The organism is Streptomyces sp. NPDC046866 (assembly GCF_040704625.1).
In the GTDB taxonomy this organism is placed as follows: domain Bacteria; phylum Actinomycetota; class Actinomycetes; order Streptomycetales; family Streptomycetaceae; genus Streptomyces.
The window spans coordinates 1-13,077 of record NZ_JBEYXN010000003.1 but is presented as its reverse complement, the minus strand read 5'-3'; the positions used below and the strand labels follow the sequence as shown (position 1 = coordinate 13,077).

The following is a 13,077-nucleotide window of genomic DNA, read 5'->3' as shown; positions in this document are numbered from 1 at the left end:
GTCGGAATCATCCCTTTTATGCCACAGCATCGAAACCGAGGCACCACACGCTCTTGTGCTGCACGTCGGAGACGGCATGCCGGTACACCACCGTCCATCCCCCCGGATCCTGCGCCAGCGGAGGCGCCTTGACCCTCTTTCCGTCCAACTCCATCGAAAAATCATCGGGATATACGACGTACTTCCACTGGAGCTCGTCGCCCTCGTAGACGTCCCGGGCCTTTGCGACGAAACCGAGCTGCCGGTTGGCGGCCACCTGCGTCGACCGGCCGTTCGCGTCGACCTCGTGCTGCGGCTTGACGACCACGGCCACGTAGTACGGCGGGGCGTCCGGCAGCTCGGCCTTCATCCGATAACCGATCCGGACCTGGCCCGGCTTGAGCTCGTGCAGGTAGTCCTCGGAGGCCTGCGTCACCGAGCCCTGGAAGTCGCCGAGCGGGGCCTCCTCCGGGACGGGGTCGTGGCACTGGTGCTGGAGCGGGTTGTAGTCGTCCAGATTCGGCGCCGTCTGTTTGATGAACGTCGGCGGGCCCACCGGAGAGCCGGCGGCCGGTGACGGGGCGGCCGGGCTCTGTCCGCCGGCGGCCGGGCCGGCCGGGCTCTGGGCCGTGGCCCCGCCGCCCCGGCCGCCGTCCGCGTCGCGGCCGCCGCCACCGGGGGCCAGCTGCCACACCGCCACGGCGCCCACCACCGCCAGGGCCGCCCCGGCCGCCACCCAGGCCGCGGTCCCGCCCCGGCGCGGCGGCCGGCCCGGCAGCGGCGCGGGCCCCGTCGGGCCCGCGTGCCCCGTGGGCGTGTATCCCGTCGGCGTGTACCCCGGGGCCGCGAGGCCCGGTCCCTGCGTCCGCATCTCGTGCACCGGCACCGCCTCGCCCAGCGCACCCAGCCCCCGGTAGACCGGATCGTCGACGAGCGCACCGCTCACCCCGCACCGCGCGATCACCTCCCGCAGGCCCGGCCGCTCCTGCGGGTCCTTGGCCGTGCAGGCCTCGATCAGGGCCGCGAGCCCCGGATCCACCCCGGCCACGTCCACCGGCTCGTGGACCGCCCGGTACCCCACCGTCGCCGCCACGCCCGTCCCGAACGGCGGCCGTCCCGTCGCCGCGTACGCCAGCGTCGCCCCCAGCGCGAACACGTCCGCCGCGGCCCCGGCCCCGCCGCCCAGCAGCACCTCCGGCGCCGTGTAGCCCGGCGTGCCCGGCGCCTGCCCGTCCTGGGTCAGCGCCGTCTCGCCCACGCCGCGCGCGATGCCGAAGTCGATGAGCTGCGGGCCCTGCGCGCCCAGGATCACGTTCTGCGGCTTGAGGTCCCGGTGCGTCACCCCGGACGCGTGCACGCTCGCGAGCCCCTCCGCGAGTGCCGCGAACAGCCCGCGGCAGGTGTCCGCCGGCAGAGCGCCGCGCCGCGCCACGGCATGGGCGAGCGTCGGCCCCGCCACGTACTCGGTCGCCAGCCAGAACGGGGGCGCCGCCAGCGAGGCGTCGATCAGGTTCGCCGTGTACGCCGACCGCACCGCCCGCACCGTCTCGGCCTCGCGCCGGAACCGGGCGAGCGCCTCCGGATGGCCGGTGATCTCCTCGCGGATCACCTTCACCGCCACCAGCCGCCCGCCGGGCGAGCGCGCGAGGTAGACCTGCCCCATGCCGCCGGCGCCGAGCCTGGCCAGCAGCGCATGCGCTCCGATGTGGGCGGGATCGACGTCTCTCAGCGGCTCCATTGACCCGAGCCTGCCACACCGATTCGCGTCCCTGGCAAGCGGGTTGACCAGGAAAGCGGCCAGGACGCGCGGCCGCGGGCGCGGTTACGGCCGCGGCGCCACGAACAGGCTCTGAGCGCTGCGCCCGATGGGGCCCTTCTCGTCGTGCAGGACGGCGTCCGCGAGGCCGATCCCGGCCGCGTCCACGCTCGTCCGCGCCTGGACGCACGCCCATTCGCCCACCGGGTGGCGGTGCAGGTGGACCGTCAGGTCGCTGTTGACGAAGACGTACCGGGCGAAGTCCATCACCGCACTGATCCCGTTGCCCGAATCGGCGGCGACCAGCACCCGGTCCAGCGGCCTGGCCTCCTCCCCGGCGATCAGCGGCACCTTCATCCGCATCCAGCAGGTGCCCGGCCCCGGCTCGAGGAACGCGCCCTCGGCGAACCGGGTCTCCATCGCCGTGTGGTAGCCGGTCTCCCACGGCACCGGGAAGAACGGCGTCACCCCGACCTCACCGGGCGGCGGCAGCTGCGGGCCCGGCGCCACCGCCGGAACCGCGTCCGCACCCCCGGCCACCCGGATCCGCAGCGCCCGCGCCAGCATCGCCGGCGCCGCCGCCCCCAGCGGTACGAGCTCGGCCTCCACGACCTCGGTGCTGCGCCCGGCCCGCAGCACCCTCGTGGTGATCTGCACCGGGCCGATCGGCACCGGGCGCAGGATCTCGTACGTGATCCGGGCGGTCCGCATGTCGGCGCGCGCCCCTGGCCGCTCCTCGACCGCCCGCCCGAGCAGGGCGGCCGGCGGCCCGGCGTGCTGGGCGCCCGCGTCCCAGGGCCCGCGGGTGTACTCGGTGGCCAGGAACCGCTGCGCACTGATCCGCTCGTAGAACGCCATGCCCCAGACGCTACCCGCCGGTAACCCGCCCCGCCAGAGCCTTGCGCCCGCCGGACCGGCGGCTCAGCGGGCGAGGCCCAGACCCACCCCCAGCCCCACCAGCACCGACCCGATCGCCCGGTTCAGTGCCTTCTGCGCCTTGAGCATCCGCTCGCGCAGCCGCGCGTTCGAGAAGAACAGCGCCACCGCACCGAACCAGCCCAGGTGCGCCGCCGACATGAACAACCCGTACCCGGCCTGCTGCCACACCGGCGTCTCGGGCCCCACCACCTGCGTGAAGGTGGACACCACGAACAGCGTGGTCTTCGGGTTGAGCACGTTCGTCAGGAACCCCGACCGCAGCGCCCCGACCCGCGTCAGCTGCGGCTTCGACTCCAGGTCCACCGTCAGCTCGGCCCGCGCCCGGAACGTACGGACCCCCACCCACACCAGGTACGCCGCACCCGCCAGCTTGATGGCGGTGAACAGCGCCGTCGAGGACGCGATCAGCAGACCGACCCCGAGCATCGTGTACGAGACGTGCACCAGCACCCCCGCCGCGACGCCGGCCGCGGCGAACAGACCGGTGGGCCGCCCGTACAGGTAGCTGTTGCGGACGACCATGGCGAAATCGGCGCCGGGACTGATCACGGCGAGGACGGTGATGACGGCGACTGCGATCACTTCTGTCATGTACGGATGCTCACCGCCCCCGAACTCCCGATCAAGACCCCGTGGCCCCTGCCGTCACAATGGAGGGGTGTCCACCACCCCTGACCCGTCCGGGCCGCCGCACCTGCACGCCGACTGCGCGAACTGCTTCGCCCTGTGCTGCGTGGCCCTGCCCTTCGCCAAGTCCAACGACTTCGCCGTGAACAAGGCCGCCGGCACGCCCTGCGGCAATCTCCGCCAGGACTTCCGCTGCGGCATCCACACCCGGCTGCGCGACAAGGGCTTCCAGGGGTGCACCACCTTCGACTGCTTCGGCGCCGGCCAGCAGGTCTCCCAGGTCACCTTCGGCGGCCGGGACTGGCGCACCCACCCCGGCACCGCCCCGGCGATGTTCGAGGCCTTCGCCGTCATGCGCCAGCTCCACGAGCTGCTCTTCTACGTCACCGACGCCCTCACCCGCCCCGCCGCCCGCCCCGCCCACGCCGGCCTGCGCGAGGCCCTGGAGGAGACCTCCCGCTGGGCCGCGGCCGACGCCGAAGCCCTGACCGGCCTGGACGTCGGCGCCCTGCGCCAGAAGATCAACACGCTGCTCCTGGAAACCAGCGAGCTCGTCCGCGCCCAGGCCCCCGGCCGCAGGAAGAACCACCGCGGCGCCGACCTCATGGGCGCCCGCCTGGCCCGCGCCGACCTGCGCGGCGCCAACCTCCGCGGCGCGTACCTGATCGCCGCGAACCTCAGCGGCGCCGACCTGCGCCTGGCCGACCTGATCGGCGCGGACTTCCGCGACGCCGACCTGCGCGGCGCCGACCTGCGCGACGCCCTCTTCCTCACCCAGGCCCAGCTGGGCGCCGCCCGCGGCGACACCGCCACCAGGATCCCGACCACCCTGACCCGCCCGGCCCACTGGGCCTAGCGGGCGGGCTCACACCGCCACCGGCGCCGGGCCCGGGGCCCCAGCCGGAGCCAGGGCCGGGACCCGAGCCGGGCCCTCAGTCCCCGGAGCCCGCCCCTCCACCCGGGGCCAGGGGGCGGCCCAGCCGGTCCCCGACCCGCCGGCGCAGCAGCTGGTACTCCTCCCACCGCCGCGGCAGCCGCCCCGGCGGCCGCGGACCCACCGGCCGCCCCTCGGCCACCACCTGCCCCCGCCGGAACTGCTCCCGCGTCAGGTCCACCTCGATCCCGCCGGGCAGCACGTTCCACGTATGGAAGCCGTGCTGCTCCCCGTCCAGCCACACCTCCCCCACCAGCAGCCCGCCGCCCATCAGGTCCTGCACCACCAGCGCCGTGATGTCGCAGTGGCCCCAGGCCGGGTTCTCGGGCGTCCAGGGCTCCCGTTCCACGTCGTCGGGCGAGCAGGTCTCGGCCGACCAGCCGGCCCGAATGGCCTCCTGCAGCTCCGACAGCGTCCACACCGTTGCAGTCGTCATCCGTCCATGGTGGCGGCGGGCACCGACACCGGGCCGCCGGTGCACGGACCACACAACTGACCGGCCCGATGAAACGACTGACTGAATGTCGGACAAATCTCACCAGGCGGGACGCACGACACACCCGCCCCTCCACCCGAACGGCGGCCCCCGTCCAGGTCAGAGCCGCCAAGCGGGCCACGTACCGGGATATCGGGTAAAGAGAGCCGTCAAGTCGACATACGACGGCGGTTTCATCAGCGAAGATAGTGCGTGACCCCTGCCACCGGCACGGGCTACCGGAACTACCCGTACAGGGGCGGTGAGTTACATGATCCTGGCAGCCGAAAAGGGCGACATCACCACCATCATCGGCGGAATCGCCCCCAACTGGGGGCCGTTCGGCAGTCTCGGCAACGAAGCGAAGGTCATGATCGAAGTGATCATGGCCGTCGCCATCCTCCTCTGCCTCGGCATCGCCATCTGGGGCGCCGCCAAACAGCGCATCGGCGCCACCGCCCTGCGCGACACGTTCAGCGCCGAACAGGGCAAGGGCCTGATCGTGGCCGGACTCACCGGGGTCTTCATCATCGGCTCCCTCGGCACGCTGTTCACGATCGTCTACGGAATGGCCGTATAGCCGGGACCGCCCGCCGGATCCCGACCTGAGGACGACTCACCACACCGCATCCACGCGGGAACCAGCGCTACCGTCGTACGACGCGGAGGGGGCGGACACGAAATGAGCAACGACGACCAGTACGGCGGCGGGGCCGTCGGCGGCACGGGCCAGACCCGTACCCGCCTGCCGGAATCCGACTCCGACCCGTACGGCGCCCCCCGCCGCACCCCGCGCGCCTCGCGGAGCCTGATCACCGTCGTCGGCGTGGTCGTCCTGCTGATCGCCGCCATCGCGTTCGCGAACCAGTCGGGCAACACCGACACCCCCGCAGCCACCGGCACCGACACCCCGCCGGCCACCACCGCCACAGCCGCCACGGGCACCCGCCCGGTCGACGGCAAGAACGGCGGCATCCCGTCCGGGTTCGCCCAAGACCAGCAGGGCGCCCAGTCGGCGGCCTCGAACTACGCCGCGGCACTGGGATCCGACGGCATGTTCAACACGACCCGCAGACACGCCATCGTGGACACCGTCGCGGACGAGGGTTCCCGCGCCAAACTCCAGGCCGGATTCGACGCCGACTACTCGGCAGGCCTGCTCGCCCAGATCGGTCTGACCAAGGACGGCCTCGCCCCGGCGGGCGCGACCTTCGTGAACCGGACCGTCCCGGTCGGAGCGAAGGTCAACAGCCTGGCCGGCACCACCGCCTCGGTCGACGTCTGGTGCATCGGCGTGTTCGGACTGACCGGCGAGAAGTCCACCCGTCCCGTGACCAGCAACTGGTTCACCATCTCCATGACCCTCAGGTGGAACGGGTCCGACTGGAAGGTCGTCGAGACGGCCCAAAAGGGCGGTCCCACCCCGGTGACCGGCGACAACCCGGTGTCCACCTCCGACGAGATCGGCAAGGCCGTCACCGAATTCGGAGGGTTCACCTATGCCCGCTAACCGCATGCTTCCACTCGGCCGCATCGGCGCCGCGGCGGCCGCCGCCCAAGTCGCGGTCGTCCTCCTGGCCGCCCGTGCCACCGCCGCCCCCACCCCGCCCGCCGGCACACCCACGGCACCGGCGCCCTCACCGTCGCCGAGCGCCAGCAACGACCCCTGCGCACTGATCGCCGGACCTGCCCGGGACTACTGCGAACGCGGCCAAGGCGCAGCCACCGGCGGAACCCCCCGGACCGGTCTCGCACCCAGCGACCCCACCGAGGCCCTCAACCCCCTCGCCTCCCTCGCCCGCGGCTGCGCCGACGCCGCCGCCTGGATCGTCACCGAGCTCAGCAAGGCCATCAACGGCACCGCCAACGTCGACTTCACCAACGGCGCCTTCCTCAAGCAGTACGCCATCGTCTTCGCGGCGTCCACCATCCTCACGCTCGTCCTGTGGCTCCTCGCCGTCGCCAAGCGCGCCATCCGCGGCGTGCCGCTGGCCACCGCCCTCTCCGAGGCCGTCGGCTTCCTCTGGCTGACCGTCCTCGCCTCCGCCTTCACCCCCCTGATCCTCTACACCGTGGTCTCCGCCACCGACGGCGTCACCCAGGTCATCGCCTCCGCGAGCGGCGGCCAGACCGACGTGTTCTTCGGCTCCTTCATCGAAGCCCTCAAGAAGGGCGACTCCATCGGCGGCGGCCCGATCATGCTGATCGTCGTCTCGCTGGTCACCGTCCTCGCCGCCGGCGTGCTGTTCCTGGAGCTGTTCATCCGGGCCGCCCTGCTCTACGTCGGCGCCCTCCTCGGCGTCGTCGTCTACGCCGGCCTCGTCGACCGCAACCTCTGGGGCCACGTCCGCCGCTGGGCCGGCATCATGATCGCCGTCATCCTCGTGAAGCCGGTCATCGTCATCGTCCTCGGCCTCGCCGGAGCCCTCGCCGGCGAAAAGGGGCCCAACGCCTTCTCCGCCGTCGTCTCCGGCCTCGCCATCATCCTCCTGGCGATCTTCGCCTCCGCGATGATCTACCGCTTCGTCCCCGGCTTCGGCGACGAGATCGCCTCCGCCCGCGCCGGCCGCAGCAAGGCCACCGACGGCGCGCAGGCCGCCGCCGTCATCAGCTCCCCGGCCTCCCTCGTCTCCCAGGGCATCAAGACCCACAGCAGCCGCGGCGCCCACCGCGCCGGCGGCGACAGCGGCAGCAGCGCCCCCCGCCCCGCCAACCCGATTTCCGGAGGCGTGGCCGCCCACAGCAGCCGCCCCTCCGGCGGCGGGAACGGCGGCGGAGCCGTCCCCTCCGCCGCACCCCCGCCCCGTACGAGCTCGAGCACGAGGAACACAGGAGGTGACGGGCGTTGACGACCCAGTCCCACCAGCTGCACCCGGTCGCACCCCGCCGCACGTATCTCATCGGCCGCGCCCGGCCGAACGCGATCGTCGGCAAGAACCGCGAGAGCGGAGAGATCGCCCTGATCATCGCCGGCGCGTTCCTCGGCATGATGAGCGGGCTCCTCGTCCCCGACCTCACCCTGCGCATCGTCACGCTCGCCGGCTTCCCCATGCTCGCGCTCGCCGCCGTGTACGTCCCCTACCGCGGCCGCACCTTCTACAAGTGGTTCGAGATCAACCGCAGCTACAAGCGCACCCTGCGCCGCGGCACCACGTACCGCTCCGGCGCCATGGAAGCCGGCACCCGCGCCGCCGACGGCCGAGAGGTCGAGATCGGCCCGCCCCCCGGCATCGGCCGCATCAGCTGGCTCTCCGCCCCCTTCGGCCCCGACGAGATCGCCGTCCTCCTGCACGCCGACCGCAGGACCGTCACTGCTGCCATCGAGATCGAGGGCCCCGGCGTCGGCCTGCGCGACAGCGAGGACCAGGAAGCCCTCGTCGACCGCTTCGGCACCCTCCTCAAGCACGTCGCCAACGGCGACGGCTTCGTCACCCGCCTGCAGATGCTCGCCCGCACCCTGCCCGCCGACCCCGACGCCCACGCCAAGGACGTCGCCCAGCGCGGCGACCCCACCTCCCCCACCTGGCTGCGCGACTCCTACGACCAGCTCCAGTCGATGGTGTCCACCTCCTCCGAGCAGCACCGCGCCTACCTGGTCGCCTGCATGCACTACTCGCGCGAACTCGCCGCCGAGGCCCACACCATCGCCCGCGCCGGCAGCAGCCGCCAGGGCCGCAAACTCGACCGCGACGCCGGCCTCGCCATCGTCATGGCCCGCGAACTCACCGACATCTGCGCCCGCCTCGCCGAAGCCGACATCCGCGTCAGCCAGCCCCTCGGCCAAAGCCGCCTGTCCTCCCTCGTGCACTCCATGTACGACCCGGACCACCCCATCGACCACATCCAGGCCATGACCAAGCGCAACGCCTGGCCCGCCGAACTCGACGCGGTCGAACCCACCTACCTCCAGGCCAAGACCCGCGAGTCCTCCACCCGCGCCCCCTGGTGCCACGCCACCGCCTGGATCAAGGAGTGGCCGATGACCCCCGTCGGCGTGAACTTCCTCGCCCCCCTCCTCGTCCACACCCCCGACGTCATCCGCACCGTCGCCGTCACCATGGACCTCGAACCCACCGAGGTCGCCATCGAGCGCATGCTCACCGAGAAGACCAACGACGAGGCCGACGCCTCCCGCGCCGCCAAGATGAACCGCACCGTCGACCCCCGCGACGTCGCCGCACACGGCCGGCTCGACCAAAGAGGTGAAGATCTCGCCAGCGGTGCCGCGGGAGTCAACCTGGTCGGGTACATCACCGTGTCCTCCCGTTCACCCGAAGCCCTCGCCCGCGACAAACGCACCATCCGCGCCTCGGCCGGCAAGTCCTACCTGAAACTCGAATGGTGCGACCGGGAGCACCACCGCGCCTTCGTCAACACCCTGCCGTTCGCCACCGGCATCCGACGCTAGCTGGAGGGAAAGGCCGCCCCATGCGAGATCCGCTGTCCGCTCTGACGGACGCCTTCACCAGCTTCCTGTTCGGCAAGGTCGAGACCACCCGCCTGCCCGTCCGCACCTCCACCGGGCAGGCCCAGGCCGTCTACCTGCCCACCGCCGCCCCCGGACTCGGCGACTCCGGCGTCATCATCGGCCGCGAGGTCTACAGCGGCAAGGGCTACATCTACGACCCCTTCCAGCTCTACGGACAACAGCTCCCCGCGCCCCACTGGCTCGTCCTCGGCGAGTCCGGCAACGGCAAGTCCGCCCTGGAGAAAACCTACGTCCTGCGCCAGCTCCGCTTCCGCGACCGCCAGGTCGTCGTCCTCGACGCCCAGGGCGAGGACGGCGTCGGCGAATGGAACCTGATCGCGCAACAGCTGGGGATAACCCCCATCCGCCTGGACCCCATCGCCGCCAACGACTCCGGGATCCGCCTCAACCCCCTCGACCCGGCCATCACCACGACCGGGCAGCTCGCCCTGCTGCGCACCATCATCGAAGTCGCGATGGGCCACGGCCTCGACGAACGCTCCGGCTTCGCCCTGAAGGTCGCCCACGCCTACGTCGTCGACGCCATCCGCGACCGCCAGCCCGTCCTCACCGACATCGTCGAGCAGCTGCGCCACCCCGAAGCCGCCTCCGCCGAAGCCATGAACGTCGACATAGACGACGTACGGGCCTGGGGCCTCGACGTGGCCCTCGTCCTCGACCGCCTCGTCGACGGCGACCTGCGCGGCATGTTCGACGGCCCGACGACCGTCGGCATCGACCTCGACGCCCCGCTGATCGTCTTCGACCTCTCCCACATCGACCGCAACTCCATCGCCATGCCGATCCTGATGGCGATCGTCGGCGTATGGCTGGAACACACCTGGATCCGCCCCGACCGCAAGAAGCGCATCTTCCTCGTCGAAGAGGCCTGGCACATCATCAACAGCCCCTTCGTCGCCCAGCTCTTCCAGCGCCTGCTGAAGTTCGGCCGCCGCCTCGGCCTGTCCTTCGTCGCCGTCGTCCACCACCTCTCCGACGTCGTCGACGGCGCGGCCGCCCGCGAGGCCGCGGCCATCCTCAAAATGGCCTCCACCCGCACCATCTACGCCCAGAAGGCCGACGAGGCACGCGCCACCGGCCGCGTCCTCGGCCTGCCCCGGTGGGCGGTGGAGATCATCCCGACCCTCACCCCCGGCATCGCCGTCTGGGACGTCAACGGCAACGTCCAGGTGGTCAAACACCTCATCACCGAAGCCGAACGCCCCCTCGTCTACACCGACCGCGCCATGACGGAGTCCTCCACCCCGCACCACCCCCTCCCCGACGACATGCTGGCGGCCGAACTGGAGGCGGAGCAGCGCGCCCTGCTCATGGAACGCCACCAGGGCGGCGGCCCGGGATCCGCGACCACGGTGGCCTAGCCATGCACGAGAACGACACGAGACGCACGGGCGCCGCCGCCCCGGGCCCCGGCGCCGCCCGCGGCGGCATCCCCGACGGCGTCCTGGTCGGCCTGCTGGCCTTCCTCCTCGGCCTGGCGGCGCTGGTGTGGTCCTCCACCGGCCTCGCCGCGCTCGCCGCCCACGGCTCGTGGCCCGCCACCGTGACGTTCTCCCGCACCCCCGGGGCCGTGCGCGGGCTGATAACGCAACCGCACGACATCCCGGGGGCCTGGCCCGACACCGACCCGGCAGCCCTGTCCGGCTGGGGGCTGTTCTGGGGCCTCTTCGTCGGACAGCTCCTCGTCCTCTTCGTCCTGACCGTCTTCACGATCGGCGTCATCGCCCGTACGAAGGCCCGCAGGGCCCTCGCCAAGGCCGAGGCCAAAGCCGGTGGGGGGCCAGGGGCCCGAGCTGGCGCCGGAGCCGCAGCCGGACACGGAGGCGGCGGAATCCAGCAGCCGAGCGCGGAGCACCACCCGCCCCTCCCACAGCAGCCCGCCCCACCCCGGCAGGCCCCCGCTCCGCCGCCCGCCTCCACGCCCCCCGCGCCAGCCGTGCCCCCGCCTCTCCCGCGGCAGGACGACGCCGCCTCCCGCTACGGCTACGGCGACGACCCGCGGGCCGTCGCCACCCCGCCCCCGTCGGCCGCCCCGCACAGCCGCCTGGCGTACGGAAGCCCCCAGGAGCGCCGCCTCCTGGCAGCCCGGGAGCTCGCCGCCGCGGAGGGCGCCGCCCTCGTCGTCACCTCCTCCCCGGCCCTGTGGGCGGAGACCAAGGACGCCCGCGCCAAGCTGGGGCCGGTCCTGCTCTACGACCCGCAGCACCTGTGCGACACCCCGGCCCGCATGCACTGGAACCCCGCCGAGGCCTGCACCGACCGCGACACCGCGGCCGCCCGCGCCGCCGCCCTGCTGGCCCCCGTACGGCCGCAGGCCCGCATGGACGCCGCCGTGGCCGACACGGCCGAAACGCTCCTGCGCAGCTGGCTCCAGGCGGCCGCGCTCGACGGACGCCCGTTCAAGCAGCTGCACCGCTGGGCCCAGGGCGCGGGCGCCCAGGACCCGGTCCGCATCCTGCGCACCCACCCCCAGGCGGCCCCCGGCGCGGCCGGCGAGCTCGAAAGCGCCCTCACCGCCCACCCGGACCTCCGCGAGCAGGCCCACCACCTCACGGCCCGGGCCCTTTGCTCCCTGACCTCGGTCCACATCCGCGAGGCCTGCAACCCGAACCGAACAGATGCACTCGCACTGGCATCGTTCACGAGCGAAGGGGGCACCCTCTACGTGGTGGGTGAGCCCTTGGAGGACCCCCGCACCCACCCGGGTGCGATGCCGTTGCTGACCGCACTCGCCTCCAGCGTGGTCGAGCACGGCCGCCGCATGGCCGCACGGTCATCCCACGGCCGGCTCGACCCACCACTGACGGTGGTCCTGGAGGACGTGGCGGCCGTCGCCCCGATCCCCCAGCTGCCCACCCTGGTCCAGGAAGGCCCGCTCCCCCTGCTGGCCCTGTGCCGCAGCCGGGAACAGGCGCGGGCCCGCTGGCCGGAGTGGGACGCGCAGACGGCCCCGTACGAGCGGAGCAGCTAGGCAGCGGCGGGCCGCGGGTAGAGGTACTCCAGCTCCTTCGCGGACGCATCCCCCGGCTTGGGGACGACCAACCCGCTCGCCCGGAACCCGAACCGCCGGTAGAAGCCGCCGGCCCGCTCGTTGCCCTCGTGCACGAAGAGCCGCGCCCGCGACAGCACCGGCTCCTCGAGCGACCACATCCACTGCAGCGCGGCCTCGAACAGCGCATCCGTGAGCCCGCTGCCCCGCTGCCCGGGCCGCACGAACACACCGACGACATGCCCCTGGTTCTCCGGGATCACCCGCCCGAAGAAATCGGCATCCCCCTGGGCCTCGACGAACACGCTCACGGAGCCGTCCCACCGCCCGCCGGCGTCCTCGGCCACGAACTGCTTGACCTGCACCCCCTCAGCGGCCCTGCGCGCCCGCTCCTGCCAGAACGAGTCCGGCTGCGCGGAGGCCTGCTCCAAGGTCTCGAGAAACGCCATGGGCGCCACCGGATCCCGCAACGCGTCCAGCCGGAATTCCTTGACCTTCTGCCATTCCTCAGCCCGCACCGGCCGAATCACATGCTGCTCCATGCCCCGGAATCCAACCACCGATGTGGGTCTTCCGCACGCGCATTAAACGCAGAAAAGCCCCGCACCAGAAGGTGCGGGGCTTTCCCACAATGATTGTTCGGCGGCGTCCTACTCTCCCACAGGGTCCCCCCTGCAGTACCATCGGCGCTGAAAGGCTTAGCTTCCGGGTTCGGAATGTAACCGGGCGTTTCCCTAACGCTATGACCACCGAAACACTATGAAGTTACGAACCGCCGCACCCCGCAGGGGGCGTGTTCGTTGCTTCAGAACTAACACAGTGGACGCGAGCAACTGAGGACAAGCCCTCGGCCTATTAGTACCAGTCAGCTCCACCCGTTACCGGGCTT

Annotated in this window: 12 protein-coding genes and 1 rRNA gene; 7 read left to right on the top strand and 6 right to left on the bottom strand. The window is 72.4% G+C overall.

The genetic code is table 11. The features are described from left to right. Window positions 1–16 precede the first annotated feature (16 nt). The 3 genes from AB0953_RS05955 to AB0953_RS05945 form a co-directional block, all read right to left on the bottom strand. Complete coding sequence (locus AB0953_RS05955; RefSeq protein WP_366858200.1) at window positions 17–1,717, bottom strand: serine/threonine-protein kinase; 1,701 nt, start codon at window positions 1,715–1,717, stop codon at window positions 17–19. A gap of 84 nt (window positions 1,718–1,801) precedes the next feature. Beyond that, on the bottom strand, window positions 1,802–2,593 hold the full coding sequence (locus AB0953_RS05950; RefSeq protein ID WP_366858199.1) for a thioesterase family protein: 792 nt from the start codon (window positions 2,591–2,593) through the stop codon (window positions 1,802–1,804). A 63-nt stretch (window positions 2,594–2,656) separates the two neighbouring features. Next, entirely contained in the window at window positions 2,657–3,265 is a 609-nt protein-coding gene (locus AB0953_RS05945) for a LysE family transporter (protein WP_366858198.1), read from the bottom strand. 67 nt (window positions 3,266–3,332) lie between these two features. Between AB0953_RS05945 and AB0953_RS05940 the strand changes: the two genes are divergently transcribed. After that, window positions 3,333–4,157, top strand: a complete 825-nt coding sequence (locus AB0953_RS05940) for a pentapeptide repeat-containing protein (RefSeq protein ID WP_366858197.1) — start codon at window positions 3,333–3,335, stop codon at window positions 4,155–4,157. 76 nt (window positions 4,158–4,233) lie between these two features. On the opposite strand, the gene AB0953_RS05935 is transcribed toward AB0953_RS05940, so the two are convergent. After that, window positions 4,234–4,671: a hypothetical protein gene (locus AB0953_RS05935; protein WP_366858196.1), complete on the bottom strand. Its 438-nt coding sequence runs from the start codon at window positions 4,669–4,671 to the stop codon at window positions 4,234–4,236. 310 nt (window positions 4,672–4,981) lie between these two features. On the opposite strand from AB0953_RS05935, the gene AB0953_RS05930 reads away from it, so the two are divergent. The 6 genes from AB0953_RS05930 to AB0953_RS05905 all read left to right on the top strand — a co-directional run bounded on the left by AB0953_RS05930 (window position 4,982) and on the right by AB0953_RS05905 (window position 12,170). Continuing rightward, on the top strand, window positions 4,982–5,290 hold the full coding sequence (locus AB0953_RS05930) for a hypothetical protein (protein WP_042818271.1): 309 nt from the start codon (window positions 4,982–4,984) through the stop codon (window positions 5,288–5,290). 102 nt (window positions 5,291–5,392) lie between these two features. Beyond that, window positions 5,393–6,220: a hypothetical protein gene (locus AB0953_RS05925; protein ID WP_366858195.1), complete on the top strand. Its 828-nt coding sequence runs from the start codon at window positions 5,393–5,395 to the stop codon at window positions 6,218–6,220. A 4-nt stretch (window positions 6,221–6,224) separates the two neighbouring features. Then, complete coding sequence (locus AB0953_RS05920) at window positions 6,225–7,559, top strand: hypothetical protein (RefSeq protein ID WP_366858594.1); 1,335 nt, start codon at window positions 6,225–6,227, stop codon at window positions 7,557–7,559. Next, window positions 7,556–9,118, top strand: a complete 1,563-nt coding sequence (locus AB0953_RS05915) for an SCO6880 family protein (protein ID WP_366858194.1) — start codon at window positions 7,556–7,558, stop codon at window positions 9,116–9,118. Before AB0953_RS05920 ends, AB0953_RS05915 begins: the two co-directional genes overlap by 4 nt. Window positions 9,119–9,138: 20 nt before the next feature. Continuing rightward, window positions 9,139–10,560, top strand: coding sequence for an ATP-binding protein (locus tag AB0953_RS05910; RefSeq protein WP_366858193.1), 1,422 nt, complete (start codon window positions 9,139–9,141; stop codon window positions 10,558–10,560). Between the two features lie 2 nt (window positions 10,561–10,562). Next, on the top strand, window positions 10,563–12,170 hold the full coding sequence (locus tag AB0953_RS05905) for a type VI secretion protein (protein WP_366858192.1): 1,608 nt from the start codon (window positions 10,563–10,565) through the stop codon (window positions 12,168–12,170). On the opposite strand, the gene AB0953_RS05900 is transcribed toward AB0953_RS05905, so the two are convergent. Together AB0953_RS05900 and rrf are read right to left on the bottom strand one after the other, a co-directional pair. Then, a complete protein-coding gene (locus AB0953_RS05900) occupies window positions 12,167–12,730 on the bottom strand; it encodes a GNAT family N-acetyltransferase (protein ID WP_366858191.1) in 564 nt (187 codons plus the stop codon). The two genes, AB0953_RS05905 and AB0953_RS05900, sit on opposite strands and share 4 nt — an antisense overlap. 95 nt (window positions 12,731–12,825) lie before the next feature. After that, a 5S ribosomal RNA gene (gene rrf, locus AB0953_RS05895) occupies window positions 12,826–12,942 on the bottom strand. Between the last annotated feature and the right edge of the window lie 135 nt (window positions 12,943–13,077).

Excerpts from the sequence above, each read along its gene's own strand:
- AB0953_RS05935 (WP_366858196.1), bottom strand. The coding sequence starts at position 4,671 with ATGACGACTGCAACGGTGTGGACGCTGTCGGAGCTGCAGGAGGCCATT.
- AB0953_RS05945 (WP_366858198.1), bottom strand. The coding sequence starts at position 3,265 with ATGACAGAAGTGATCGCAGTCGCCGTCATCACCGTCCTCGCCGTGATC.
- AB0953_RS05920 (WP_366858594.1), top strand. The coding sequence starts at position 6,225 with ATGCTTCCACTCGGCCGCATCGGCGCCGCGGCGGCCGCCGCCCAAGTC.
- AB0953_RS05910 (WP_366858193.1), top strand. The coding sequence starts at position 9,139 with ATGCGAGATCCGCTGTCCGCTCTGACGGACGCCTTCACCAGCTTCCTG.
- AB0953_RS05900 (WP_366858191.1), bottom strand. The coding sequence starts at position 12,730 with ATGGAGCAGCATGTGATTCGGCCGGTGCGGGCTGAGGAATGGCAGAAG.
- AB0953_RS05905 (WP_366858192.1), top strand. The coding sequence starts at position 10,563 with ATGCACGAGAACGACACGAGACGCACGGGCGCCGCCGCCCCGGGCCCC.
- AB0953_RS05930 (WP_042818271.1), top strand. The coding sequence starts at position 4,982 with ATGATCCTGGCAGCCGAAAAGGGCGACATCACCACCATCATCGGCGGA.
- AB0953_RS05955 (WP_366858200.1), bottom strand. The coding sequence starts at position 1,717 with ATGGAGCCGCTGAGAGACGTCGATCCCGCCCACATCGGAGCGCATGCG.
- AB0953_RS05950 (WP_366858199.1), bottom strand. The coding sequence starts at position 2,593 with ATGGCGTTCTACGAGCGGATCAGTGCGCAGCGGTTCCTGGCCACCGAG.
- AB0953_RS05925 (WP_366858195.1), top strand. The coding sequence starts at position 5,393 with ATGAGCAACGACGACCAGTACGGCGGCGGGGCCGTCGGCGGCACGGGC.